Here is a 25888-nt window from a genome sequence, read left to right on the forward strand (position 1 = left end):
CCCCATGCTTCTTTTATTGCGCAAGCAAAGCGCCCTCTAACACCAACAGGATTGTGCTATGACTAACCCATTACTGACACCGTTCATATTGCCGCCGTTTTCGTTGATTAAACCGGAACATGTGGTTCCTGCCGTCACCGAAGCGCTAAAAGACTGCCGGAGTGCGGTTGAAAAAGTCGTTGCTCAGGAAGGCCCTTATACCTGGGAAACATTGTGTGAACCGCTGGCAGAGAGTGATGACCGTCTGGGGCGTCTGTTTTCTCCGGTCAGCCATCTGAATTCGGTGCAGAACAGTCCTGAGTTACGTGAAGCTTACGAGCAGGTATTACCTCTGCTCTCTGAATACGGTACCTGGCTTGGACAGCATGAAGGGTTATATCAGGCCTATGTCAGCCTGAAAGAGAGTGAGAACTACGCGACCCTGACCCTGGAACAGAAAAAAGTAGTCGATAACGCCCTGCGTGAATTTGAGTTATCCGGCATCGGTCTGCCGAAGGATAAACAGCAACGTTACGGTGAAATCGCTGCCCGTTTATCTGAAATCGGCGCGGCTTACAGTAACAATGTGCTGGATGCCACCATGGGGTGGAGCAAGCTTATCACCGACGAAGCCGAGCTGGCCGGGATGCCGGAGAGTGCGCTGGCCGCAGCGAAAGCCCGTGCGGAAGCGAAAGAGCAGCAGGGCTGGTTACTGACGCTGGATATCCCGAGCTACCTGCCGGTGATGACCTACTGCGAGAACCAGGCGCTGCGTGAAGAGATGTATCGCGCTTACGGCACCCGGGCCTCCGACCAGGGGCCGAATGCCGGTAAATGGGATAATGGCCCGCTGATTGAAGAAGAGCTGGCATTACGTCATGAATTTGCACAACTATTAGGTTTCGGGTCATTTGCGGAAAAATCGCTGGCGACCAAAATGGCGCAGTCCCCGCAACAGGTGCTGGATTTCCTGAGTGATCTGGCGAAGCGCGCCCGGCCACAGGGTGAGAAAGAGCTGGCACAGTTGCGTGAGTTTGCCAAAACCCATTACGGTGTCGATACCCTGGAACCGTGGGATATCACCTGGTATGCAGAGAAACAGAAACAGCATCTCTACACCATCAGTGATGAGCAACTGCGCCCTTACTTCCCTGAAGACAAAGCCGTCAGTGGTCTTTTTGAAGTCGTAAAACGTATTTACGGCATTACGGCGAAAGAGCGTACGGATGTGGATGTCTGGCATCCGGATGTCCGTTTCTTTGAACTGTATGATGAGAGCGGTGAGCTGCGTGGCAGTTTTTACCTCGACCTGTATGCCCGGGAAAATAAACGTGGCGGCGCCTGGATGGATGATTGCGCAGGGCGCCGTCGCCGTGCCGCCGATGGTTCAGTGCAAAAACCGGTCGCGTACCTGACCTGCAACTTTAACCGTCCTCTGAAAGGTCAGCCGGCGCTGTTCACCCATGATGAGGTGATCACTTTATTCCATGAATTCGGTCATGGTCTGCACCACATGCTGACAGAAGTGGATACCGCAGGCGTTTCCGGCATCAGTGGCGTACCGTGGGATGCCGTCGAGCTGCCAAGCCAGTTTATGGAAAACTGGTGCTGGGAGCCGGATGCACTGGCCTTTATCTCCGGCCATTATGAAACCGGTGAGCCATTACCTCAGGATCTGCTGGAAAAAATGCTGGCAGCGAAAAACTACAATGCGGCCATGTTTATTCTGCGTCAGCTGGAATTCGGACTGTTTGACTTCCGTCTGCACGCCGGTTATGACCCGGCGAAAGGCGCCCGGGTACTGGAAACCCTGCAGGAAGTGAAGAAAGAGGTCGCGGTCGTACCTTCCCCGTCCTGGGGACGTTTCCCGCATGCTTTCAGCCATATCTTTGCCGGCGGATATGCTGCAGGCTATTACAGCTATCTGTGGGCAGATGTGCTGGCTGCCGATGCTTACTCGCGCTTTGAGGAAGAGGGGATTTTCAACCGGGAAACCGGGCAGTCATTCCTCGATAACATCCTCAGTCGCGGAGGATCTGAAGAGCCGATGGTGTTATTCACCCGTTTCCGCGGACGTGAGCCGGAGCTGGATGCGATGCTTGAGCATTACGGGATCCGGGGATAACTCCGGGTGAACATTTGTCTGATTGACGAAACAGGCACCGGAGACGGCGCCTTATCTGTTCTGGCACAACGCTGGCAGTTAACCCACGACGAAACCGCCCCGATGGCGCTGGTGATGACGCCGGAGCGGCTGGAGTTACGAAAGCGTGATGAACCCAAACTCGGCGGTATTTATGTCGACTTTGTGTCCGGCGCGATGGCGCACCGCCGTAAATTCGGTGGCGGGCGTGGAGAAGCGGTGGCGAAAGCCGTCGGCATTAAAGGCAACTACCTGCCTGATGTGGTGGATGCCACGGCGGGATTGGGCCGGGATGCTTTCGTACTGGCGGCGACCGGTTGCCGGGTCAGGATGCTGGAACGTCATCCTGTCGTGGCTGCGTTACTCGACGATGGTCTGCAGCGTGGTTATCGTGATGCAGAAATTGGTCACTGGTTACAGCAACGTCTGACGCTTATCCATGCCACCAGTCAGCAGGCACTGACAGAAATCAGCCCGCGCCCGGATGTGGTCTATCTGGACCCGATGTATCCCCATCGGCAGAAAAGCGCCATGGTGAAAAAAGAAATGCGGGTCTTTCAGTCACTGGTGGGAGCCGATGAGGATGCCGATTCTTTGCTGACACCGGCCCGGTGGCTGGCAAAAAAACGGATAGTGGTTAAACGTCCGGACTACGCCGAACCGCTGGATGGTGTGGCGACCAGTTCTGCAGTCGTCACCAAAAGTCACCGGTTCGATATCTACCCGCCACTGGACCCGGTGACAGAGAGCGCAGACTGACGGAAACCGGCCCTGTCCCGGGGGACAGGGCCGGGGCCGGTTCAGTGACGATTATTCGTCATCCTTCATAGGAACAATCAGCATATCGATATGCACGGTGTTGATGAGCTGGCGTGCGGAAGACATCAGTTTGCTCCAGAAATCCTGGTGGTGACCACAAATGACCAGGTCAACCTGATAACGATTAATCGCGTCCAGTAAGACCTGTGCCAGGTCGCCGCTGCCGCTCAGTGTCTGGCTGATCTGATAGCCGGCATTGGTCGACAGTTCGGTCAGCGCCGTTTGCGTTTCCTGGGAGATGCGTTTTTGCATGTCACCGAGATTCACGTCAATCAGTCCGGTGTAGAGATCTGAATAGTTCACGTCTACATGAATTAAAGAGACTTTAGCTTCATAGGGGCTGGCGAGAGAGACCGCTTTCTCAACCAGCAGCTGACTTTCCGGTGAAAGGTCAACTGCGACCAGAATATGTTTATAAGACATGACAGACTCCTTAAAGCGGAAAAGTAAGGGTCAGCAGCATAGACAATGTGACACGCCTGAGCGGGTAAGCCGCCGACCACGATGACGATTTTCTGTTGTGTTCTGTGGATTTATCCTACCATACGGCTCTTCAACTGAGTATAGAAGTATTGTCTGCCGGCCGGTAAGCGGGAAGTGTGAAGCAGGTCAAAAGGACGTGATATAACCCGTTAACCCGGCCTTCAAACATATGACAACCGATCGCGGGGCGCCAGAGGCTTTGGCAGGCCGCGTGATACCAGTTTCAGGGGGAACATAGACGATATGATGACTATCACTGCACTTTTTACCGCCACCGTTATTGTCTGTGCGATAAATATAGTGCGGTACTTTTCGGCGTTACGGACCTTACTGGCTGTCATGCGTACCTGTGACCCTCATCTGTACCAACAGGTGGACGGAGCAGGTTTCTTTACTCCGCGGGGACGTCCGGCTATGCAACTGCAACTGGCCCGTTACCTTTATGAACGACGTTACCGCGGTCATCACGAATATGAATTTATCTTTCATTGCGAACGGGTGCGCCGCCAGTTCATTCTTACCAGTGCCCTGTGTGCTGCCGTGATCATCGCTCTGGCGGGGCTGCTGATACTGCATTGATGACAGCACGGGCCGGGATTAGCATGATGTTCTGAAAGCCGGTAAAACCTGGCTAACAGGCAGGATGGCATATCATCACCGGGAGATCCGGCTCCGGAGGGGGCGCGGCATTGTCCCCGGTCAGGCGCATAGGCCAGAGGGCCCCTCATAGCCTGATGGCTACGCAAAACGCATAAAAAAGGCTGCCCGTGGGCAGCCTTTTCTTTCAGGACAAGGGCATCAGATAATCTGCAAGGCAATCCAGTATAACGATGCGGATAACAGAACAGAGACCGGCAGGGTTAAAATCCAGGCCATCGCAATGTTCTTGATCGTTTTACTTTGCAGACCACCGCCATCAACCAGCATGGTTCCGGCCACCGAAGATGACAGGATATGCGTGGTGGAGACCGGCATTCCGGTATAACTGGCAATCCCGATGGAGGCTGCGGCAGTCACCTGAGCAGACATCCCCTGAGCATAAGTCATGCCTTTCTTACCGATTTTTTCACCGATAGTTGTGGCCACGCGACGCCAGCCCACCATGGTTCCGGCAGAGAGCGCCAGAGCAACGGCAACAATGATCCAGACCGGGGCATATTCGATAGTGCCCAGCAGGTCATGACGCAGGTCACCCAGGTAACGCTGATTTTGCGCGCTGGTCTGTGGTAGTTTTGCCACTTTATCTGCCGTATCAGAGATACACAGCAGTAAGCGACGCAACTGCGCACGGTTGTCCGGGGTGAGCTGATCATAGCTGGTCAGGTTAGTCAGCATACCGCGGGCATGAGCGACCGCTTCCAGCGCACGTTCGTTGCTGCAGTGGAATTCTTCAACCGGTGTACTCATCGCGGCAGGCGTCAGCGCCGGTGCAATAATGGTTTGCAACGACTGGCTGTTCTGCTGGTAGTATTGCTCCAGATGGTCAACGGCATCCCGGGTACGGGTAATATCGTAGCCTGAGGCACCCATATTCACCACAAATCCGGCCGGGGCAACCCCGATAAGCACCAGCATAATCAGGCCGATACCCTTCTGACCATCGTTAGCGCCATGGGAGTAACTGACTCCGATCGCCGAGACGATCAGCGCAATCCGGGTCCAGAAAGGAGGCTTTTTCTTACCGTCAATCTTCTCACGTTCTGCCGGTGTCATGTGGATGCGGGAGCGCTTACGCGTACCGCTCCAGTACTTACGCAGCAGGAAGATCAATAAACCCGCTAATACCATACCGACAATCGGTGACAGGATCAGTGACATAAAGATGTTGATCACTTTCGGGATATTGAGTGCTTCAACCAGCGATGTACCGGTGGTTAACGCATTCGTCAGTGCTATACCGATAATAGCCCCGATAAGTGTATGCGAACTGGATGCGGGTAAACCGAAATACCAGGTACCGAGGTTCCAGATGATTGCTGCCAGCAACATGGAAAAGACCATGGCCAGCCCGTGAGCAGAACCCACGTTAAGCAACAGGTCGGTCGGCAGCATATGGACGATAGCATAAGCTACGCTGAGTCCGCCTAACAGAACCCCTAAGAAGTTAAAGATCCCCGCCATTGCGACAGCAAGCTGCGCACGCATTGCGCGGGTATAAATTACCGTTGCAACTGCATTAGCGGTATCATGAAACCCGTTGATTGCTTCGTAGAACAAAACAAACAACAGGGCCACTACCAGTAGCAGGCCAGTACTTAAATCGATACCAGCAAAAAGATGTAGCATAACGTTACGCCATTTTTTGAGGACATGAACCTGGCGCATTATCAGCGAGAGAGGTGCGTTCAGGGAAGGAAAATATCGCTTTTTTTCCGCCAGTGGCCAGATTAAGGGAAAATTAATTTATAAAAAATCTTTTAAATTAGTCAGTTATGTTAAAGCCTGCCATATAAGAAATTTTCATTCTGGAGTCCGTAACACCATCTCTTTACAATCAGCCGTTTTTAGCCGGGGGAAGCATGGAAAAGTTTGACGTCATCATCGTCGGAGCGGGGGCCGCAGGCCTGTTTTGTGCCGCTCAGGCCGGACAGCGTGGCCTTAATGTTCTGGTGCTTGATAATGGTAAGAAAGCGGGACGCAAAATCCTTATGTCCGGGGGCGGCCGTTGTAATTTTACCAATCTGTATACCGAACCCGGTGCGTACCTTTCACAAAACCCTCACTTTTGTAAGTCAGCACTTGCTCGCTATACACAGTGGGATTTTATTGAGCTGGTGGATCGGTATGGTATCGCGTGGCATGAAAAAACACTCGGCCAGTTATTTTGTGATGACTCGGCACAACAGATAGTCGATATGCTGCTGGCGGAATGTGAGGCGGGTAATGTTACCCTGCGCCTGCGGACAGAGATCCTGCAGACCGAACGGACGTCCGACGGGGAGTACCGGTTACAGCTTAACGGAATGGATGTAAGTACCCGCAAACTTGTTATCGCTTCCGGAGGGCTATCCATGCCGGGTCTGGGGGCCACTCCTTTCGGTTACAAACTTGCCGCACAGTTCGGGTTACGGGTACTACCGACACGGGCAGCACTGGTCCCCTTTACCTTGCATAAGCCATTGCTGGAACAGCTCCAGCCCCTGTCCGGGGTGGCCGTGCCGGTGACGGTGACGGCGAGTGGTGGAAAGCAGTTTAAAGAAGCGATGCTGTTTACCCACCGTGGCCTTTCAGGCCCGTCCATGCTGCAGATTTCCAGTTACTGGCAGCCGGGAGAAGCCTTAGAGATTGATCTGGTGCCAGAAACGCCGCTGGATGACTTCCTGAACCGGCAACGTGAAACGCACCCGAACCTGAGCCTGAAGAATTGTCTGGCAAAACTGCTGCCGAAACGGCTGACCGAGGTACTGCAGCAACAGGAGGTGGTGCCTGACCTGACACTCAAACAGCTGAATAGCAAACAACAACAACAGCTGGTCGGGCAACTGAACCGCTGGACGGTGCAGCCGAACGGTACCGAAGGTTATCGCACCGCGGAAGTCACCCTGGGAGGTGTCGATACCGACCAGCTTTCCTCGCGAACCATGGAAGCCCGTGATGTGCCGGGGCTCTTTTTTATCGGGGAAGTTGTGGATGTGACCGGCTGGCTGGGCGGATATAATTTCCAGTGGGCCTGGAGTTCTGCTGCCGCCTGTGCTGCGGCGTTGTAAGCAACGCATAACGTAACGCGTGATGCAATCAGACCTTCACTGTGCCGGTTTGCGGCCCGTCAGTGAAGGTCTGCTAACCTCCGTTCAGGCCTGACTTCTGGTATCGGAGAGGCCTTCAGCAAGACAGGGTTGTTCATGCCGGGAATATCAGTTCATGGCATAACATTTCGACGTCGCCACATTCTGGTCTGAACCGCTACCGGCACCTTTCAGCATACAAAAAATGTAATGTTTGCCTTTTCGGATAGTCACTAGCGGGCCGTCAGTCCCGAGGGACGAAGAAATGATCACCGCGCCCTGATCCAGCATCTGTTCCAGTGAACTGTTAACGGCGGAGAGACGAGTAGGATACTCCAGGGCATTGCCAGGAACCTGCGCCCCGGTTTCCGGTGGCCATTGGGCGGCAGCGGTAAAGCTAATGGCTGAAGTAAGAACAGCAAAACATAATGCGGAACGAAATTTCACGGCAACTCCTGGTGTTGACCATGGGAAGGTGCCCGGGGATCCCCTGAGCAGCGCACACGGTTTATCCCATCCCATGGTGATGGCTTTGTACCGGATATCTTACATACAGGGTGGCTGTGGGTCACTACCGGAAGCCGAGACCGGAATATAGTACGACCCGGAGAAGGTATCGTTCAGTTCCGGAGAGATGACAGGCAATTCCGGATGGCAGACAAAAAAATCGGGTCCCTGGCGGCGGGCTTCCGGGCGGAAAGGCATCACATACTGGTAGATATCCGCCTGCATATTGATCAACTGTTGCCGGGTGCCGGAAAAACGAAAGCGCAGAAACCTCTCAGGGGAAGCGTTCTGGTAGCGAATTTCCTGTACATGGCGATGGAATGTCAGGGTAAATTTTACACGACCGCAGTTCGCATCGGGTTCGAAATTTTCAGCGACAACCTGGGGTAGTGTTCCCTTGAATACCGAGACAGCTTTTGATAGTAAGTGCTTACGTTGTTCGCAGTGATAATTCACATCTTCCAGGTCACTATAGTCACAAAAGTAGCTCAGGCTCAGGCCGGGAATGATACCCGGACCATGGGTCACACTTTCGGCTTCAGGAAGTTCTGACAGGTTAACGGTGGGCCGGGCCACCATACCGCGGAAATTCCATTCACTGGAATCCCGGTATTTGCCAGGAGCTGCCCCGAAATGACGGGTAAACGATCGTGTAAACGTCTGCTGGGTACTGAACCCCAGTAACTCGCTGATTTCGACTGCCGGCATATGGGTCATCTTGAGGATCATCGCCGCTTTATTCAGTTTGCGGTAACGAATATAAGAGGCCAGCTGAAAACCGGTATCTTCCCTGAAAATGCGTTGTAAATGCCATTTACTGTAGCCGGCTTTCGCTGAAACATCATCAATTGTCAGTTTGCCGGTGAGATTATTCTCTATCCACTCCAGCAGATCACGGGTAAATGTATTCATCAACGCAGCCTCCCTGATATTGTTAATATCTTAGCGGCAAAGTTTACGAATATCTATAATCAGGGATAACGATATATTTAATAGTAATTATTGATAATTTAACTTAATAATTACTATTGTAAAACTTACGTTATCCGGAAAATATTCAACGATGTTACCCGGTTGGAAATCGTTATTTATAGCAGCACGGATATAATCATCGCTGTTTATACCCGTATCTCCGTTATTCCTTGAGTATTCCGCCCCTGACAAAGGGCTGAAAGGGGCATGCTTCCTGATAAACCGCGCGCTCCCTGGCAATGGCATGATTGGCAGAACCGGTTGCTGATAAATAAGGGCCGGCAGATCATCATTGTTTAAACCGGCTCATGACTTTGCACCCTTTTTATTTCACTGATCACTCACCGGTACTTCCGAAAAGGGGAGTGGCGGCTCAGACAGACTTTTCTGTGACAGGTTTCCGTTGTGTCAGTTCGCTGTGGCCGTTGCGGAACCAGGGTAAAAAGAACTGAATTAACGGGCCAATGGTCAGGGCATAAAGCAGTGTTCCTGGCCCCACCGTCCCGCCTGCCAGCCAGCCGGTCAGTAAAACCGTCACTTCGATAACGGTACGAATGAGCCGTAATGAAATACCGGTACGACGGTGTATGCCGGTCATCAGGCCATCACGGGGGCCTGGACCGAAACCGGCACAGATATACATGACGGTGGCAATCGCGTTCAGGATAATGGCTGCCGCCAGCATCAGACAACGTGCTGCCAGCGAGGTGAGCGGCGGCATGACCGCGAGGGCGGCGTCAGTGGCTAACCCGAGAACGACAACATTACTCAGCGTCCCCAGGCCCGGGCGTTGCCGCAGAGGGATCCAGAAAAGTAATACCAGCGCGCCGGTCACAATCATTACGGTACCGACATTCACCGAAAGCCAGCGGGCGATGCCCGGATGAAAGACATCCCACGGGTCAGCACCCAGTCCGCAATGGATATACAGGGCACACGAAATACCGTATATCGTTAATCCGCAATAAAGTTGTATCAGTCGTTTCAGCATCATTTTTTCCCGGTGGCAGGTTGACAGCAAAATGATTGTTATCTGAAATGGATCGATAATTAATAGCCAGTTTAAATAAAGTGGATCGCTATGTCTTTAAGACGCCTTGGTCATCACTCTCTGATAGAGATGCTGGGAAACTGGCAGCAAACACCTTCCCGGATCCCGCTGTGGCAGCAACTGGCGTCTGCCTTACGGTTGCTGGTTCTGGACGGGCGACTGGTACAGGGAACCCGCCTGCCCGGTGAGCGTGAACTTGCCACGGGACTGAAGATCAGTCGTACAACGGTCAGCAGTGCTTTATCCCTGTTGCGGGAACAGGGTTTCGTGCGAAGCCGGCAGGGCAGCGGCAGTTGCATTACGCTGCCGGAGGATGCTGTGCATATCCCGGGCTCAATGTCGGCGGGGAGTGCGCTGGATTTATCGACGGCTTCCCTGAGTGCCGGACCGGAAATTCATCAGGCATTTCGTCAGGCTTTACTACGCTACCCTGAGTATTCACTTGCCACGGGCTATGATCCCCGGGGATTACGTTCGCTGAGAGAAGCCATTGCACGTCGTTATTGTTCCCGTGGTTTACCCACACGACCGGACGAAGTGATGGTCGTGAACGGTGCGGTCAGCGGTCTGGCGTTGATTCTGCGGTGGCTGACCGGCCCCGGTGACCGGGTACTGGTCGATCATCCTACTTACCCTTCTGCACTATCGGCTATCCGCGGGGCTTCCTGCCAGCCAATCGGTGTCTCTTTTTCAGAGGGACGCTGGGATCATGGCGGGCTGGCTGCCGCCCTGGCACAGACCTCGCCCCGGCTGGCGTATCTGATTGCGGATTACCATAATCCGACCGGGTACTGTATGGGGGAAGAGAGCCGTGCGGAAATCACTGCACTGGCTGCCCGTTACCGGACGCCGCTGGTGATCGATGAGACGCTGGCAGAATTATGGTATCAGCAGCCTCCGCCGGCACCGGTGGCCGCTTTTGCCCGGCCGGGCGAAGTGATCTGCCTGGGCTCGGCGTCGAAAAGTTACTGGGGTGGCTTAAGGATTGGCTGGATACGGGCGTCTGCATCGCAGATTGCCTCTCTGGTGCAGATACGTGATTCGCTGGATCTGGCTTCCCCGCTCACGGAGCAGGTGGTCTGTGAGTGGTTGCTGGATAACAGCGATCAGTTTTTACCGCAGCGCCGGCAGATGCTGCAACAGCGGCGGGATATCTGTGGTCAACTGATGCAGACCTGGTTTCCGGCATGGAAATATCAGGTACCGGCGGGCGGCTTGTCTTTCTGGGTTGAGCTGCCGGGCAGGCTGGCGACCCGCTTTGCGTCACGTGCCAGTGAGGCGGGCATTCTTCTGGGGACCGGGACACGCTTCGGGATTTCAGGCGCGTTTGATCGCTATCTGCGTATGCCTTTCAGCGCAGATGAAGCCACATTACAACAGGCCTTTCAGCGCCTGCAGCCGCTCTGGTCATCGTTACCCGATATGCCGGAGTTACCGCCTTCAGGCCGGCCAGTTTACTGAATACTGCCGTCACACCATCAGTATTGCCGGGGTTGTTTTATCCGAATGACATCTGTCCGGACAAAGATAAGAATGACATATCGTTATGTATAAAGAGCCTGCCGGCCCGGCGATTTTCGCATTTATAGCAATGTTTCTGATGGTTCAATGCGGCCTGGTGTGGGAGGAAAGGGCACTGATCAGCCTGCGGGAATGTCTGCCGTTTGCGGATCCTGCTGTCAGTCAGGGGTTAGTCAGTGTAAAGGAAACGACTTTATCGCTGACAACCCTAGCCGAACTTAATAAAATCCGATAAATTACAGAAGTGATAAGTAATTGTTTATATATAACAATAAAGAATAACAAACTAACTTCCCGTTCCGGACGACGGCTTCCGGTTCAGGTGCGTTGTTAGTTCTCAGCAAGGAACTCAGATGAAAAAAACATTGATAGGTCTCGCGCTGGCTATGATGACGACGTCCATGGCCGCGTTCAGTGCAACTCCTCCTGACACGCTCGTTGTCGCTCAGTCTCTGGATGATGCTATCAGCTTCGATCCGGCACAGGGTTTTGAGCTGTCGACCGTACAATCCTTTAACAGCCTTTATCAGCGCCTGTTGCAGTCTGATCCGTCAAATCCGGTGGATCTGCGTCCGACGCTGGCTTCTTCCTGGAAGGCGGGTGCGGATAATCGCAGCCTGGTATTTACGCTGCGTGACGGAGCCAAATTTGCCAGCGGTAACCCGGTGCGTCCGGAAGATGTGATCTTCTCTCTGTCACGTGTGGTGAAACTGAATCTTGAGCCTTCCTTTATCCTGACGCAGTTAGGCTGGAACGCGAAGAATGTCGACAGCGAACTGACCAAAGTGAGTGACAATCAGGTTGCTATCCACTGGACCGCCGATGTCAGCCCGTCCTTTGTCCTGAGCCTGCTCTCTGCACCGGTTGCTTCTATTGTTGATGAAAAAGAGGCCGATAGCCACCAGGTGCAGGGTGATTTGGGTCACCAGTGGCTGAACACCCACTCCGCCGGTAGCGGCCCGTATCAGATCCGTCGCTATGTCCCGCATGAAGTTCTGCTGATGACCGCCAACCCGGACTCTCCGGCAGGAGCGCCTAAGCTTAAGAATGTCCTGATCAAAAACGTGCCGGAAGTCGCTACCCGCCTCTTACTGGTTGAGCAGGGCGATGCGGATATTGCCCGTAACCTGGGCAGTGATCAGTTCAGTGCATTGAAACACAAACCCGGCGTGAAGCCGGTCGCGGTCCCTATCGCATCACTTTACTATTTATTGTTTAACGTGAAGTCTTCTCCGGTGATGGCTAACCCGGCATTCTGGGAAGCTGCACGTTATCTGTTTGATTATAATGGTATTGCGAATGATCTGCTCAGAGGCCAGTTCTCTGTGCATCAGACCTTCTTGCCGGATGGTTACCTGGGCGCGTTAAAAGATACGCCATATACCTACAACCCGGAAAAAGCGAAAGCCATCCTGGCGAAAGCCGGACTGAAAAATGTCAGCTTCAACCTGATCGTCAATAACCAGCCACCTTATCTGGATATTGCTCAGGCATTACAGGCAAGTTTTGCGAAAGCTGGCGTGAAGGTTACCCTTATCCCGGGGATCAGCAGTGAAATTACGGCGAAGATTTCCAGCCATAAATTCGATGCGACGGTCACGTCCTGGGGGCCTGACTACTTTGATCCGAACTCCAATGCGGCCGCTTTTGCCTCAAACCCTGAAAATGGCAGCAGTACACTGGCCGCCCGTGCAGGCTGGGATATTCCTGCATTAACGGCAGAAACGAAGCAGGCTGTCGGTGAGAGCGATAACCAGCAACGTGCCGCGATGTATCAGAAACTGCAGCGTCAGGTACTGAAAAGTTCGCCTTATGTGATTGGTCTGCAGGCGCGTCAGCTGATCGCATTACGCGATAATCTGAAAGGTTATCAGCAGGGCATGAACCCGGATATGGTGTTCTACAACCAGGTGACGAAGTAATGGCAACCTCAGCGCAACCTTCGAGTCGCGCTGCGGGTTTGGGGCGGCTTGTACAGCGCCTCGCCGGTAACCTGTTATCACTGGTAGTGACACTTTTAGGTCTGCTGGCGTTTACCTTCACGCTGTCTCATCTTTCAACTGTCGATCCGGTGTTACAGCTGGTGGGGGATCATGCGAGTGCGTCTACGTATGCGCAGGTCCGCCATCAGCTGGGGTTAGACCAGTCTGTGCCGCGGCAGTTCTGGGATTACCTGAAGCAACTGGCCCACGGTAATCTGGGGATTTCACAGAGCACCGGGCAGCCGGTACTCAGTGATTTACTGCGGACTTTCCCGGCGACATTCACGCTGGCCACCTGCTCGCTGATTGTCGGTGCCGTCTGCGGCATCAGCCTGGCGCTGATTTCGGTCTGGCGTCCGAAAAGCTGGATCGATCATCTGGCGCGGATTGTCTCTTTGCTGGGCTATTCCGTCCCGGTATTCTGGTTCGGCCTGCTGGGCTTGCTGCTGTTTTATGCGGTACTGCACTGGTCAGCCGGTCCCGGCCAACTGGATGATTTGTATACGTATACGCTGGAACCGAAAACAGGAATTGTGCTGATTGATAGCTGGTTGTCCGGTGATCGTGCCATGTTTATCAATGCATTAGCCCATCTGTGGCTGCCGGTGGCGACGCTGGGATTATTATCCACCGCATCGATTACCCGCCTGTTACGCGCGACCTTACTGGAAGAGAACAGCAAAGAATATGTCACTCTCGCTCTGGCGAAAGGGGCAAGCCGCTGGCGTATTCTCTGGCATCATTTACTGCCGAATACCCGGGGAACATTGATTACGGTGGTGATGCTTTCCTATGTGTCTCTGCTGGAAGGCTCCGTCTTAACAGAAAGCGTTTTTTCATGGCCCGGCATGGGACGTTATCTGACGAATGCGCTGTTTGCTGCTGATTTCCCTGCCATTCTGGGGACAACCTTAGTAGTGGGTGCCTGTTTTATCCTGATCAATGCGCTGACTGATGCGCTGGTCTGGCTCACAGATCCGAGAACACGATGACTGAATTAACTTCCCGTTCATCTGCGACCCAATCCCGGCGCAGGATCCCGTTTTTACTGGCGCTTGGCTGCGGATTATTAACCCTGCTGGTGCTGGCGGCGATTTTTGCTCCCTGGCTGGCACCGTTTGACCCGAATGCACAGAATATGGCTGGCCGGTTACTGCCGCCATCTGAGCTTCACTGGCTGGGGACCGATAGCTTTGGCCGGGATCTGCTTTCCCGGGTGATTTACGGTACCCGTCCGACCCTGGTGCTGATCATTTTTATTCTGGTATTAACCGTCCCGGTCGGGATGGCGGTCGGGATGGCGGCTGGCTATTTAGGTGGCTGGACAGAACGGGTCCTGATGCGTATTACCGATATTTTTCTGGCACTACCCAGCCTGGTGATTGCACTAGCGATGGTGGCGGTCCTGGGTCCGGGGTTACTGAATGGCGCATTAGCCCTGGCACTGACCAGTTGGCCGCCGTTTGCCCGTCAGGCCCGGGCGGAAACCCAGCAGTTGCGCCGCAGTGATTATCTGGCTGCTGCCAGAATGCAGGGTATTCGTGGACTGCCATTGATTCTGGGCCACATTTTACCGCTCTGTTTACCGAGCGCCGTCGTGCGTGCTGCGCTGAGTCTCGGGGGGATTATTCTGTCCGCTGCTGGCTTAGGCTTTCTGGGGATGGGGGTTCGTCCACCGACCGCGGAATGGGGCTCAATGGTTGCTGAAGGGGGCAAAGTGATTTTCGACCAGTGGTGGGTGGCTGCGGCACCGGGCGGGGCCATTTTGCTGGCCAGCCTGACCTTTAATTTCATTGGTGACGGTCTGCGCGACCGACTGGATAGCCGTCATGACAGTTGAATCGACTCCTTTTATTATTGCGGAGAGGTTATCCATTGGACTGCCGGAAGGTCGTGCTCTGGTTAACGATATCTCATTCCGTCTGGGGCGTGAGCGTGTGGCGCTGGTGGGTGAATCCGGGTCAGGGAAGTCACTGACGGCACGCAGCCTGATGGGGCTGCTGGCGCCGACGCTGACAGTGAATGCACAGGAACTGACGATTGCCGGGAATAATGCTCTGACACTCACTCCGCGTGACTGGACACGGTTACGTGGCGGTAAGGTCGCTATGGTCATGCAGGACCCGAAATATGCCCTGAACCCCTCCCGCACCATCGGCTGGCAGGTGGAAGAGCCATTGATCCTGCACCGGTCACTCAGCCGCCGCCAGCGTCGGGAAAAAGTGCTCGAAATGCTGGATGCGGTAGGGTTACCGAATCCGCAACAGCTGATTAAACGTTATCCGAATCAGCTATCCGGCGGGATGGGGCAGCGCATTATGCTGGCGATAGCGTTGATCACCGATCCGGAGTTCCTGATTGCCGATGAACCGACGTCGGCGTTAGACCATAGGATGCGTGACCAGGTGCTGGCCTTGATCCAGGACCTGGTGTCACAACGGGATATGGGCCTGCTGCTGATCAGTCATGATTTACAGCAGGTCGCAGACCATTGTCAGCGTGTGATGGTGATGTATAAAGGGCGGATTCTGGATTCTCTGCCGGCGTCAGAACTGGCCCATGCCAGCCATCCTTATACCCGTACCTTGTGGGCGTGTCGTCCGGGCCTGGCGACGAAAGGTCAGCGCTTACCCACCTTAGATCGTGCAGCACTGGAGGCGTTACCATGAGTGTTATCCGGCTGACCGGCGTGAATGTCTATCACCCGGAGGGCTATCATTTGCGCCAGGTGGTGGAAGATGCCAGCCTCAATGTCGCTTCCGGCGAATGTTTTGGTCTGGTCGGCCCTTCCGGCTGCGGGAAATCTTCTCTGCTCTGGGTGATGGCGGGATTGAATCCTCACTGGCAGGGAGAAATGACTCTGGCGGGGACTGACGTTTTACCGGGTAAAGAATTTACCGGACAGGTGCGTCGTGATGTCCAAATGGTATTCCAGGATCCGTATGCCTCGCTGCACCCGCGTCACCGGTTACGCCGTACACTGGCAGAGCCGCTGAAACGGTTCGGGTTCGATAACATCGATGACCGGATCCGCCAGGGGTTCCGTGAGGTAGGGCTGGATACGGCGTTAATCGACCGTTACCCTCATCAGTTATCCGGCGGACAACGTCAGCGGGTGGCGATAGTCCGCGCATTGTTACTGCAGCCAAAGATCCTGTTACTGGATGAACCGACCTCGGCGCTGGATATGTCAGTGCAGGCGGAAATCCTTAACCTGCTGAATGATCTGAAACAAAACAGCCAGTTAACCATGGTGCTGGTCAGCCATGACCCGGATGTGATTGACCATATGTGTGATCGCTCCGTCGTGATGAGCGCAGGACATCTGTCCCATAGCGCCTGATCGTCCGGCATCACCCCGGGATAAGTCCGTACTTATCCCGGGGAAGCGACACCATGTTTAACGCCTTATTCCCGCCGATACGTCCCTTGCGACTTTTTTTCCCCTGTCATCCACCCATCGATAGTGTTCTGACGTCCGTGCCTGTTCCTTACCACCCGTCATACTTTGCAGGGCCGCTATGCAGCGAAACCCGTGTTTGCGGCAAAGGCGGTTACGGACAGGAGAGCCTGATGTCTGCCCTGAGCTGAGCCGGGCGGAGAGCAGGAGTGATACCCGTTTACCGCATGGAAATATCGCCGCAGGGGTTCCGGGGCCGGTCGCGGGATGCAGAAAGAACAAGGAGATCGGTTCGCGGTTCACGGGTGTCAGAACGACAAAGGGAACAGACGAGGGAATGCTGGCCGGAGGGCAGATAAAAAAACGCCGGGCAAGGTGCCCGGCGGGAATGACCGCAAAAATTACTGTGGTGTCGTGTTTTTCGCGTCAGTTTTCTTGTTGCGGCGCTGGAGCTTTTTGATCAGGTTCAGCGCTTCTGCTTTAGTGGCGACAGCAGGTGTTGAGCCACGCAGTGGCTTACGGGCTGTTTCACGCAGAGTAAATACGGTGATCAGACCAATCACCCCGGCGGCCATCAGGTAGTAAGCCGGGATCATCAGGTTATGTGTTTTCTCAACCAGCCATGCGGTCAGCAACGGTGTCGTACCACCGAACAGTGAGACGGAGAGGTTAAATCCGATCGCCAGGGCACTGTAACGGATATCGGTGGTAAATAATGCCGGCAAGGTGGCAGGCATGGTGCCGCTGAAACAGGTATGGACGAAACCAAGAATGATCAGGCCGAAAAAGACGCCCCACATGCTCCCTGAACCAATCAGCATCAGGCAGGGAACGGACAGAATAATCAGACCAATTGCACCCCCGGCAATCACCGGACGACGACCCACTTTATCTGTCCAGTGGCCCCAGAACAGGGTCAGAGGCATCATCACAAACATCACCACCATCACCAGGATCAGGCTGCTTAACTCGCTCAGACCCAGAATACCGGTCAGGTAGCTTGGCATATACGATGTCAGCATGTAGTTTGAGACATTGAACAGCAATACCAGACCGATACATTTCAGCATCTGGGCGCGGTATTTATGCATCATCTGGAACAGACCCAGGCGCGGCTTGCTGTGCTCCAGGGCTTCCTGTTTTTCCATGTGTTGCTGGAATGCTGGTGTTTCTTCCAGTTTTAAACGCACATACAAACCGAACAGGCCGAGCGGTGCGGCAATAAAGAACGGAATTCTCCATCCCCAGTCCAGCATGGTCTGTGCAGGCATCACGGAGGTCAGTCCTGTCACCAGACCGGCACCCAGCAGATAACCCCCCAGAGTACCGAACTCCAGGAAACTGCCCATAAATCCACGGCGCTTATCGGTGGAGTATTCAGCGATAAAGGTCGCAGCACCACCATATTCCCCGCCGGTGGAGAAGCCCTGCAGCAGACGCGCGGCCAGTAACAGGATAGGCGCCATAATGCCGATACTGTTATAAGAAGGGATCAGCCCGATACAGAATGTGCCGATGGCCATCATAATCATGGTGATCGCCAGAATTTTCTGGCGACCATACCGGTCTCCCAGCGGGCCAAAGACCATACCGCCTAAAGGACGCACCAGGAAGGCGGCAGCAAAGGTACCGAAGGTGGCGATAAGCTGTGCAGCCGCGCTGGTGTCTGCAAAAAAGACTTTACCGATGGTGACAGCCAGATAGCTGAACACACCAAAGTCGAACCATTCCATGGCATTACCCAGAGCTGCGGCACCGACGGCGCGCTTCAGCATGTCGTTATCGACGATAGTAATATCATCGACCGTCAGCTCTTTCGGTTTTTTTTTGTTCCAGAAATGCTTCTTCTGTTTTTCCGTCGTGTTGCTCGTCATAGAGTCCTCAAAACGTGATTAATGAGGGCGTCGCATAGCTTTCGTTGCCATTAATAAAACTGATAATAAGTGAAGGGAATGAAAGCTATAAGAAGCCAGTGATGTGGGCTTAAATCAGGTCAATGCTTATTGACGTATATTTACCTTAGTATAATGATGCTATATACATCAAGTTTTTGACCAGAATTGCTGGGAATTTACATAAGAATAGGCTGATATTCTGATTATTATGTTAAATGGGGAATATATCACTGCCCGGGAGGCGGGTGATACATGCCACCTGTGCTGCGCTGTCGGCAGCCAGGGCGATTCGTTTAGGGAACAGCCCTGCTGAAACGGGGTGAACCGTTGCTCCTGATTAACTATAGCAGGTCATTGCCGGGTGTCATGTCATCCCCGCTGGCGGAGTCTGTTGCAGCAAACCGGCTGAGCAGCCATTGCCGGAGCTGCCTGACCTCCGGCCAGGCGGCTTTCTGTCACGTTTATCGCGGGCGTATGCCTCAGCGGCCTGGCCGCAGGCATTTTATCTGATCGGCTGGGTAGCGCTCGCCGGCGGGGTGGCAGCCCTGAATACCCCCCGACGGCAACCTCAGCCTGACTCTCAGGCTGACAGCCCGTCATGTTCTTTGCGGTAGTTCTGCCAGGCGGCCTGAAGCAATGGCGCAAGCGCCTGAGCCCAGGCCGTCTGACCCTCTGCCTCAGTGATCAGATCCTGGCGGATCTCAATCGCGACCGACGGATAGCCATTTTTCTCTGCATGTTGGGGGATTGCGTAGTCCGTTTCATCGGAAACGGAATAGGGCTGGTTATCGCCGACGACCCAGCGATGCTGAGCGTTCAGTTGCGCCAGCAGTGCCTGAGGATAGGCAGGCAAGCGGTGATACAGCAGGCCGATATGCCAGGGACGCGGTATGTCCAGATATACCGGCGTGAAACTGTGCACAGAGATAATACAGGTTGCCTGCCCGCGCAGACGACGTTGCGCCAGGATCCGGCGGATCTCTTCATGGTAAGGGGTGAAGATCTCCTGCTGACGTGCCCGTTTCTGTGCTGCGGATAGCCCCTGGTTACCCGGGATGTCGGTGGCTTCAGAAACCAGCGGGATTGAACTCACGGCGGCGGGTGGCCGGTTACAGTCAATCACCAGCCGCGACCAGGTCTGGGAAATCAAGGTGGCGTCCAGCAACTCACTTAACTGCTCTGCGACCGGCAGAGCACCGATATCCCAGCCGATATGGCGTTCAATTTCCGCCGGGGGTAATCCCAGCGTGCCGAGCCGCCGCGGAATGCGTTTTCCTGCATGATCGCAGATCAGCAGAAAAGGAGAGGCACCTTCAGGGTTGACCACCGTAAACGGGGCGGGTTCATCCGGAGACAACAATGTATCTGACATCTGGCAGCTCCTGCTGATAGCACTGATTTGACGAACAGCGGGCACGCTCAGCCCGATGAGCATGGATATGCGGCCGGACGGGATCCCTCCGGCCCGGGCCCGGGAAACCCGGCTCCGCCTGTGGCAGCGGAACCGCAGAGTCAGCCGTTATTCACTTCGATCACAGAATGGCGGAGGTGAAAAGGCGGTAATTTCCGGCAACGGTTGTTCCCAGCGTTCAATTTCGACTTTACAGCTCTGGGCACTGCATCCCTGACCGAGGCGTGAACTGCCACGGTCTTCGGTCAGTACATTCGGGTTACCGTGTTTATCGAGTGAGCCAGGCGTTGACGGGTCCTGCGGGTCGTACCAGGCCCCGGTGGAAATCTGTACCACGCCCGGCAGGATCTGGTCGCTGATATGGACACCGGCCAGCATAGCACCGCGCTGGTTAAAGACCCGGACCACCGAGCCTTCGGTGATGCCGCGTTCGGCGGCATCCTGCGGATGCATCCAGACAGGCTCACGCCCCTGAACTTTGGTACTGCGGCTGAAGCTGCCGTGATCATACTGGCTGTGCAGACGGGAGCGGGGCTGGCTGGACAGCATATGCAGTGGCCAGGTCTGTGCCTGTTCCCGCTGGAATTGTTCTTCCTGCGGGTCCCAGAAAGGATATCCCGGGCATTCACGGTAACCGAATGCAGCGATAGTGTCGGAGTAAAGTTCGATCTTTCCGGACGGCGTCGACAGCGGATGTTTTTCAGGATCGGCACGGAAATCAGCTAAGAAAATCTGCGGCCTGGAAGGGCGTTCAAACTCCAGCTTTCCCTGTTCCCAGAAATCATCAAATGCAGGCAGGGTGATCCCGTCTTCTTCTGCCCGGGGCCTGGACTCTTCATAGATGTGGCGCAGCCACTGATCCGGATCACGGTTTTCAGTAAACTGTTCCGCAAACCCCAGTTGCTCCGCCAGGCCGCTGAAAATCTCATAATCATCACGCGCCTCACTGACCGGCGGAATATGCTGGCGCATGGCCACCATAAAGCCATCATGACTGCCGCTGCCGATATCATTACGTTCCAGCACGGTGGTGGCCGGTAACACGATATCGGAAAACTTAGCCTGCGCCGTCCAGTACTGCTCGTGCACGACAACGGTTTCCGGACGTCGCCAGGCCTCGACCAGACGGTTCAGATCCTGATGGTGATGGAAGGCGTTACCGCCCGCCCAGTAAACCAGACGAATATCCGGGTAGCGACAGTCCTGACCATCAAACTGATATTCCCCGCCCGGGTTCAGCAACAGGTCAGAAATACGAGCGACCGGAATTTCGGTTTTGACCTTATTTTCGCCGGCCGGCAAACGGGGACCGGAAAAACCGACACGATCCGCTCCGGCCAGGTTGGTGCAGGCATAACCGAACGCCAGGCCGCCTCCCGGTGTGCCTATTTGTCCCAGCAGGGCCGTCAATGCCACCGTTGCCCAGTAGGCCTGTTCACCCTGGCGGGAACGCTGTATAGACCAGGAGATATTCACCATACTGCGGTGGCTGGCCAGTGTCCGCGCAAGCCCGGTAATTTGTTCTGTGCTCAGCCCGGTAATGGGGGCCGCCCAGGCGGCATTTTTTACCACCCCGTCTGTTTCTCCGCTCAGATAGCGGCGCAGCGGACCAAAACCGACGGTATGGCTGTCGATAAATGCCTGGTCATGCAGATTTTCACTGACTAAGGTCTGGCACAGCGCCAGCAGCAAGGCCGTGTCAGTTCCCGGTCTGACCGGCAGCCATTCGGCGTTACTGACGGCGCTAAGATCATTTTTTACCGGGCTGACATTAATAAATTTCACCCCGTTCCCCTGCATCGTTTCCAGCCAGTGCTTCAGCATATGATCACTGGCACCGCCGACGTTTACCTGAGAATTCCTGACCGGCAGCCCGCCGATGGCGACAAAGACTTCACAATGCTCTGCCAGCACGGAGAAATGGGTATGTTTTTTATGCAGCGGGCTGAGCGGGCCGATAATATGAGGCAGAATACGCTCACCGGCAGCACTGCTGTAAGTATTGGTGCTGGCGGTATATCCGCCAAAACCTTTCAGAAAACGGTGCAACTGACTCTGTACGTGGTGGAAACGCCCCGCGCTTCCCCAGCCATAGGAGCCGCCAAAGATGGCTTCGTTGCCATGACGGGCTTTTACTGACTGCAGATCACGGGCGACCAGAGATAAGGCTTCTTCCCAGCTGACTTCAACGAAGGGTTCTTTGCCGCGGCCTTCCCGGGAGTCCGGGCCGTGTTTCAGGTAGCCCAGGCGGACCGCCGGGCGACGGATCCGTGTGTTACCGGTAATGGCATCCGGCATCGACTGACCAATCCGCGAGGGGTTTTTATCCCAGGGCACGGGCTTCATCGCCGTGACCTTATCTCCGGAGGTTTCGACTTCGTAAGTCCCCCAATGGGTGGAGGTGAGTAACTGCTCAGTTTTCATTATTATCTTCTTAACCCGGTGGATTGGCGATGTTGTCAGCGTGGCAGGAGACTTATTCGGTGGTATAAAGCCGGCGTTTCAGTTCGCATTCGAACAAAAATTCCAGCCCTTCTAAATGACGCCGGGCTTCACTGACATCCTTCCCCCAACAGGTCAGGCCATGACCCCGCAGCAGGAAGCCATAGTGAAGCGGGTGCTGCTGTGCATAGGCTTCTATGCGTGCAGACAAGGCAGCAATATCCTGATCATTTTCAAAGATTGCGATGGGTACGGTATCCAGATGGCTCTGCTGGCCGGTCAGGGACTTCTGCATCTCATAGCCGGACAGGGCCAGCTGTGCATTTTTTTCAATACGTGAAAGTACCGTCGCATTCACGGTGTGCACATGCAGTACCGCATTGGCCTCCGGAAACAGGCGGTAAATCAGTGTGTGCAATCCGGTTTCTGCAGAAGGGGTACGGCCGGAAGGTGCCTGTAAGGTGGCGATATTTACCTTCAGAAAATCGTCGGTAGTCAGGGTACCTTTATCGCGCCCGGACTCACTCAGCCAGCACCATTGTTCATCCTCGCGGACTGACATATTACCGCCGGTGGCCGGTGCCCAGCCTTTACTGCCAATCCAGTGGCAGGCGGTTACTAATTGTGTCAGTCGTTGTTGCCACATACAGGTTCCTTTATATTACAGAGAAGTTATTTTTAGCCATCTAAACGTCTGGCTGGATGTTAACACTGTGTCGACAGGGGAGCAATAATTCTCTGGAGTGCCCTGCAGGAAAGGGTTTGTTGCCGATAACTTCGGATTATTTGAGTCGCCGTCGGCCATACCCGGCACGCTTTTGTGCGGGATTGCTGTGCGGGAATATTGTGCCGCCTCTTTCAGACTGACCCGGTGTATTGCGTGAACGGCCTCCAGAGGAGGTCGCTGTTGTGTTCTCTTGGGTTAACTCTTTCTCCAGTGGCTTCCCGGCCCCTGTTGCAGTGACAGCGGATGCTGATCTGAGGTGATTTTCACATTGTGCAGCGTGCCGTTTGCATAGCGGCTTTGCATTCCCGAGACAGAAGAAATAGTAATATTTTTCAGGCTAATGTTGCTTAACGGGGCTTCCGGCAGTCCGCTGATCATTCCTGCCATTCCGGCTCCGCTGGCTTGCAGATGGTTAACGGAGATATCGTGAATAAACGGCGTGTAACGACTGACGGGCTCAGGGGAAATCGCGCTGAGACTCTGGTGACTGTAGCCGCCGTTACCTCCATAGCTGTCGGTGATCACCAGCGGTACTCTGACGCCGGTCATAACGATATTATCGGCACTCAGTGGCCCGATCTCGCTTCCCCGATCACGGCCGGATTTCACACGGATCCCGTTCTCTGTCCCCCGGAAGCGGATATTTCGCACAGTAATACGCCCGATACCGTTGGCCGTTTCACTGCCGACCGAGATGCCGTGGCCGTTGTCGATTTCACAATCCTCGATAGTAATATCCCGGCTTGCAGGGGCTTTTCCGGTCGTTGCCAGTCCGGACTTGATCGAAATATCATCATCTCCGGTGGAAAGCCTCAGGTCACGCAGCAGGACATTCTGTGAGGAAACCACATCGACCCCGTCAGTATTCGGGGAGTCAGGGGGATTGGTGACAGAGCTGTGGCTCATGACGATATTTTGGCTGTCGCGGAAGACCACATTCCACATCGGTGAGTTGATCACTTGCACATCCCGGAGTTTCCCGCCACGGACGTGATCAAATTCAATCAGCCAGGGGCGGGGCATACCGTTAGCGGCTGGAACCCCTTTCCAGTGGCTGGCAAACCATCGGGTATCACCCCGTTTCAGATGGTTACGGGCATCCGTCGCGACCGGCCACCAGGCATGCTGGCCCTGGCCATCCACCGTACCGGGCCCGGTGATCGCCACGTCCCGGACGTGTGTGGCGATAATCAGTGCTTCACGGGGCTGCAACGGTTTACTGATAAACGCGGCGTTAAAATCGACCGGATTACCGGTTGAGGTTAACCGGCTGCCGGCAGCCAGATGCAAAGTGACATGACTTTTCAGCATCAGCGGTCCGCTTACCCACACCCCTGCCGGTAAGGTCACGGTTCCGCCCCCTCGCGTGCTGCAGTGATCAATAGCCTGCTGAAGCTGGCCGGTGATAGGTGCCTGTCCTGCGGTGAGCGATAGCGCACATTCATGAGCGTTTGCCAGCGCACTGACTGAGCTACACAGCGCCGGAAAGGCCAGAACAGAAAAAAATAAGCCCCGAAAACGCGGGGTCTTTTTTGCGCAAGTCATACGGCATCCCTGAGTTCATCGAAGAAAAAAGAAACAATAACAATCTATTAGGGTGAAGGTGTCAGTAACAGAAAGATTAACGTATCTGAATGTATAAAGATTTTTCAGACAGAGACATCCTGCATAAGGGTGTGGCCCCCGGGCGAGGGCCACAGAGATTATTCGCCAAGGACCTGCTGAACACAGGATTTAAAGATGCGTACCCCGATGGCCAGCGCATCCCGGTCAAAATGCATTTCCGGATGATGCAAACCCGGCACCAGGTTGGCGCCGAGGCCCCAGAATCCGCCTTTTACCTGCGGGCACAGGCGTAAATAATGGAAAAAGTCTTCGCTGCCCGGTGTGGTTTTGTTCGGTAACAGGGCATCTTCTCCCAGTTGCTGGCAGATAGCGCGGCTGATCACCGCCGTGGCTTCTTTATCGATGATCGCTGCCGGCATTTCTTTAAGGATTTTAATATCGACGGTGGCACCCAGGGCGGCGGCACTGCCTTGCAGAGCTGCAGTCACTTTTTGTTTCAGTTCCTCCATCGGGGCATTTTCCGCCGAACGAAGGTCCCAGCAGACACGGGCTTCAGAAGGAATAGAGTTAGTGACCCCGGCATCGGAAATAAAGCGGGTGGCCTTGGCGCTGAAGGTGAGTGACGGAGAAAGGTGGAGAGTATTCACCGCCTGCACCGCCTGAACGGCCGCATCCAGCGCATTGACGCCTAAATGCGGGCGGGCAGCATGGGCCGCTTTTCCGGTAAATACCGCTTCAATGGTCGCGGATGCGGAGTAATTCATCGCAGCCACGGCCTGACCCATCGGGCACTCTTCTACCGGGCGCAGATGGAAGCCCAGCAGCATATCCACGTTATCCAGAGCCCCTCCCTCGACCATGGCGATGGCCCCGGTCCCCAGCTCTTCCGCTGGCTGGAACAGGATCCTCAGTTTGCCTTTTTTTACCAGGCCTTCACGAAGGGTTTCCTCTGCGGCGGTCAGCACGACAGAGGAATGACCGTCATGGCCGCAGGTATGGCGTGCCACATGCTGGCCGTCAATAATGTGGCCGAGGGCATCCATATCTGCCCGCAAGGCTAATACCGGCCCCGGCTGTCCACTGTCCAGTTCGGCGACGATCCCTGTGGTGCCGTTGATCTGGCGGGTGACAGTAAAGCCAGCGGCTTCCAGCGCAGAAGCGATATACGCAGACGTTTTAAATTCTTCAAATCCCAGTTCGGGGATTTCGTGCAACACATTAAAATGGTCTAAGGTACGTGACATAGTTAACTCCGGTGATCTGCT

The 25888-nt window shown here is 54.6% G+C and carries 21 protein-coding genes; 10 read left to right on the plus strand and 11 right to left on the minus strand.

The features are described from left to right. Positions 1 to 58 precede the first annotated feature (58 nt). The gene (gene prlC / locus CG67_RS16815; RefSeq protein ID WP_025904091.1) at positions 59 to 2104 is read left to right on the plus strand and encodes an oligopeptidase A; all 2046 of its coding nucleotides are present in this window, start codon (positions 59 to 61) and stop codon (positions 2102 to 2104) included. A 6-nt stretch (positions 2105 to 2110) separates the two neighbouring features. Continuing rightward, positions 2111 to 2881: a 16S rRNA (guanine(1516)-N(2))-methyltransferase RsmJ gene (rsmJ, locus tag CG67_RS16820; RefSeq protein WP_025904092.1), complete on the plus strand. Its 771-nt coding sequence runs from the start codon at positions 2111 to 2113 to the stop codon at positions 2879 to 2881. Positions 2882 to 2932: 51 nt separating this feature from the next. Here rsmJ and uspA read toward each other — a convergent pair whose 3' ends face one another. Beyond that, complete coding sequence (uspA, locus tag CG67_RS16825) at positions 2933 to 3364, minus strand: universal stress protein UspA (protein WP_025904093.1); 432 nt, start codon at positions 3362 to 3364, stop codon at positions 2933 to 2935. A 303-nt stretch (positions 3365 to 3667) separates the two neighbouring features. Here uspA and uspB point away from each other — a divergent pair, with 303 nt between their 5' ends. Next, positions 3668 to 4003 (plus strand): universal stress protein UspB, encoded by a 336-nt coding sequence (uspB, locus tag CG67_RS16830; RefSeq protein ID WP_025904094.1) that lies wholly within the window; start codon positions 3668 to 3670, stop codon positions 4001 to 4003. Between the two features lie 219 nt (positions 4004 to 4222). Here the strand turns inward: uspB and pitA are convergent, their stop codons facing one another. Continuing rightward, the gene (gene pitA / locus CG67_RS16835; RefSeq protein ID WP_038024948.1) at positions 4223 to 5710 is read right to left on the minus strand and encodes an inorganic phosphate transporter PitA; all 1488 of its coding nucleotides are present in this window, start codon (positions 5708 to 5710) and stop codon (positions 4223 to 4225) included. Positions 5711 to 5943: 233 nt separating this feature from the next. Here pitA and CG67_RS16840 point away from each other — a divergent pair, with 233 nt between their 5' ends. Beyond that, positions 5944 to 7131, plus strand: a complete 1188-nt coding sequence (locus CG67_RS16840) for an NAD(P)/FAD-dependent oxidoreductase (RefSeq protein ID WP_025904095.1) — start codon at positions 5944 to 5946, stop codon at positions 7129 to 7131. Between the two features lie 147 nt (positions 7132 to 7278). Here CG67_RS16840 and CG67_RS16845 read toward each other — a convergent pair whose 3' ends face one another. From CG67_RS16845 to CG67_RS16855, 3 genes are all read right to left on the minus strand, one after another. Then, positions 7279 to 7596, minus strand: a complete 318-nt coding sequence (locus tag CG67_RS16845) for a hypothetical protein (protein WP_025904096.1) — start codon at positions 7594 to 7596, stop codon at positions 7279 to 7281. A gap of 99 nt (positions 7597 to 7695) precedes the next feature. Further along, positions 7696 to 8568 (minus strand): helix-turn-helix domain-containing protein, encoded by an 873-nt coding sequence (locus CG67_RS16850; RefSeq protein ID WP_051170812.1) that lies wholly within the window; start codon positions 8566 to 8568, stop codon positions 7696 to 7698. 433 nt (positions 8569 to 9001) lie between these two features. Then, positions 9002 to 9619 carry a YitT family protein gene (locus tag CG67_RS16855; protein ID WP_025904098.1) on the minus strand — a complete coding sequence of 206 codons (618 nt, stop codon included), beginning with the start codon at positions 9617 to 9619 and terminating at the stop codon, positions 9002 to 9004. A 90-nt stretch (positions 9620 to 9709) separates the two neighbouring features. Here CG67_RS16855 and CG67_RS16860 point away from each other — a divergent pair, with 90 nt between their 5' ends. The 6 genes from CG67_RS16860 (at position 9710) to CG67_RS16890 (ending at position 16525) form a co-directional block, all read left to right on the plus strand. After that, a complete protein-coding gene (locus CG67_RS16860) occupies positions 9710 to 11140 on the plus strand; it encodes a PLP-dependent aminotransferase family protein (RefSeq protein WP_025904099.1) in 1431 nt (476 codons plus the stop codon). A gap of 413 nt (positions 11141 to 11553) precedes the next feature. Further along, positions 11554 to 13122, plus strand: a complete 1569-nt coding sequence (locus CG67_RS16870) for an ABC transporter substrate-binding protein (protein ID WP_025904101.1) — start codon at positions 11554 to 11556, stop codon at positions 13120 to 13122. Next, the gene (locus tag CG67_RS16875; RefSeq protein WP_025904102.1) at positions 13122 to 14174 is read left to right on the plus strand and encodes an ABC transporter permease; all 1053 of its coding nucleotides are present in this window, start codon (positions 13122 to 13124) and stop codon (positions 14172 to 14174) included. Before CG67_RS16870 ends, CG67_RS16875 begins: the two co-directional genes overlap by 1 nt. After that, the gene (locus CG67_RS16880) at positions 14171 to 15022 is read left to right on the plus strand and encodes an ABC transporter permease (RefSeq protein WP_025904103.1); all 852 of its coding nucleotides are present in this window, start codon (positions 14171 to 14173) and stop codon (positions 15020 to 15022) included. The genes CG67_RS16875 and CG67_RS16880 overlap by 4 nt, the downstream gene beginning before the upstream one ends. Continuing rightward, on the plus strand, positions 15012 to 15851 hold the full coding sequence (locus CG67_RS16885; protein WP_025904104.1) for an ABC transporter ATP-binding protein: 840 nt from the start codon (positions 15012 to 15014) through the stop codon (positions 15849 to 15851). Before CG67_RS16880 ends, CG67_RS16885 begins: the two co-directional genes overlap by 11 nt. Further along, positions 15848 to 16525, plus strand: coding sequence for an ABC transporter ATP-binding protein (locus tag CG67_RS16890; protein WP_025904105.1), 678 nt, complete (start codon positions 15848 to 15850; stop codon positions 16523 to 16525). Before CG67_RS16885 ends, CG67_RS16890 begins: the two co-directional genes overlap by 4 nt. 458 nt (positions 16526 to 16983) lie before the next feature. Here CG67_RS16890 and proP read toward each other — a convergent pair whose 3' ends face one another. From proP to CG67_RS16925, 6 genes are all read right to left on the minus strand, one after another. Next, on the minus strand, positions 16984 to 18456 hold the full coding sequence (proP, locus tag CG67_RS16895) for a glycine betaine/L-proline transporter ProP (protein WP_029990699.1): 1473 nt from the start codon (positions 18454 to 18456) through the stop codon (positions 16984 to 16986). A 601-nt stretch (positions 18457 to 19057) separates the two neighbouring features. Further along, a complete protein-coding gene (locus CG67_RS16905) occupies positions 19058 to 19849 on the minus strand; it encodes an N-formylglutamate amidohydrolase (RefSeq protein ID WP_038024950.1) in 792 nt (263 codons plus the stop codon). Between the two features lie 147 nt (positions 19850 to 19996). Beyond that, positions 19997 to 22312, minus strand: coding sequence for a molybdopterin-dependent oxidoreductase (locus CG67_RS16910; protein WP_025904108.1), 2316 nt, complete (start codon positions 22310 to 22312; stop codon positions 19997 to 19999). 52 nt (positions 22313 to 22364) lie between these two features. Continuing rightward, positions 22365 to 22976 (minus strand): methylthioribulose 1-phosphate dehydratase, encoded by a 612-nt coding sequence (locus CG67_RS16915; protein WP_025904109.1) that lies wholly within the window; start codon positions 22974 to 22976, stop codon positions 22365 to 22367. 276 nt (positions 22977 to 23252) lie between these two features. Then, positions 23253 to 24602: a glycoside hydrolase family 28 protein gene (locus CG67_RS16920; protein WP_025904110.1), complete on the minus strand. Its 1350-nt coding sequence runs from the start codon at positions 24600 to 24602 to the stop codon at positions 23253 to 23255. 158 nt (positions 24603 to 24760) lie between these two features. Then, positions 24761 to 25867: an amidohydrolase gene (locus CG67_RS16925; protein ID WP_025904111.1), complete on the minus strand. Its 1107-nt coding sequence runs from the start codon at positions 25865 to 25867 to the stop codon at positions 24761 to 24763. Positions 25868 to 25888 lie beyond the last annotated feature (21 nt).

This window comes from Tatumella sp. UCD-D_suzukii (assembly GCF_000611875.2).
Classification (GTDB): Bacteria; Pseudomonadota; Gammaproteobacteria; order Enterobacterales; family Enterobacteriaceae; genus Tatumella; species Tatumella ptyseos.

Excerpts from the sequence above, each read along its gene's own strand:
- CG67_RS16885 (WP_025904104.1), top strand. The coding sequence starts at position 15,012 with ATGACAGTTGAATCGACTCCTTTTATTATTGCGGAGAGGTTATCCATT.
- CG67_RS16875 (WP_025904102.1), top strand. The coding sequence starts at position 13,122 with ATGGCAACCTCAGCGCAACCTTCGAGTCGCGCTGCGGGTTTGGGGCGG.
- CG67_RS16840 (WP_025904095.1), top strand. The coding sequence starts at position 5,944 with ATGGAAAAGTTTGACGTCATCATCGTCGGAGCGGGGGCCGCAGGCCTG.
- CG67_RS16855 (WP_025904098.1), bottom strand. The coding sequence starts at position 9,619 with ATGCTGAAACGACTGATACAACTTTATTGCGGATTAACGATATACGGT.
- CG67_RS16915 (WP_025904109.1), bottom strand. The coding sequence starts at position 22,976 with ATGTGGCAACAACGACTGACACAATTAGTAACCGCCTGCCACTGGATT.
- proP (WP_029990699.1), bottom strand. The coding sequence starts at position 18,456 with ATGACGAGCAACACGACGGAAAAACAGAAGAAGCATTTCTGGAACAAA.
- CG67_RS16850 (WP_051170812.1), bottom strand. The coding sequence starts at position 8,568 with ATGAATACATTTACCCGTGATCTGCTGGAGTGGATAGAGAATAATCTC.
- CG67_RS16910 (WP_025904108.1), bottom strand. The coding sequence starts at position 22,312 with ATGAAAACTGAGCAGTTACTCACCTCCACCCATTGGGGGACTTACGAA.
- CG67_RS16870 (WP_025904101.1), top strand. The coding sequence starts at position 11,554 with ATGAAAAAAACATTGATAGGTCTCGCGCTGGCTATGATGACGACGTCC.
- uspB (WP_025904094.1), top strand. The coding sequence starts at position 3,668 with ATGATGACTATCACTGCACTTTTTACCGCCACCGTTATTGTCTGTGCG.
- CG67_RS16925 (WP_025904111.1), bottom strand. The coding sequence starts at position 25,867 with ATGTCACGTACCTTAGACCATTTTAATGTGTTGCACGAAATCCCCGAA.
- CG67_RS16905 (WP_038024950.1), bottom strand. The coding sequence starts at position 19,849 with ATGTCAGATACATTGTTGTCTCCGGATGAACCCGCCCCGTTTACGGTG.
- pitA (WP_038024948.1), bottom strand. The coding sequence starts at position 5,710 with ATGCTACATCTTTTTGCTGGTATCGATTTAAGTACTGGCCTGCTACTG.
- CG67_RS16880 (WP_025904103.1), top strand. The coding sequence starts at position 14,171 with ATGACTGAATTAACTTCCCGTTCATCTGCGACCCAATCCCGGCGCAGG.
- prlC (WP_025904091.1), top strand. The coding sequence starts at position 59 with ATGACTAACCCATTACTGACACCGTTCATATTGCCGCCGTTTTCGTTG.
- uspA (WP_025904093.1), bottom strand. The coding sequence starts at position 3,364 with ATGTCTTATAAACATATTCTGGTCGCAGTTGACCTTTCACCGGAAAGT.
- CG67_RS16890 (WP_025904105.1), top strand. The coding sequence starts at position 15,848 with ATGAGTGTTATCCGGCTGACCGGCGTGAATGTCTATCACCCGGAGGGC.
- CG67_RS16860 (WP_025904099.1), top strand. The coding sequence starts at position 9,710 with ATGTCTTTAAGACGCCTTGGTCATCACTCTCTGATAGAGATGCTGGGA.
- CG67_RS16920 (WP_025904110.1), bottom strand. The coding sequence starts at position 24,602 with ATGACTTGCGCAAAAAAGACCCCGCGTTTTCGGGGCTTATTTTTTTCT.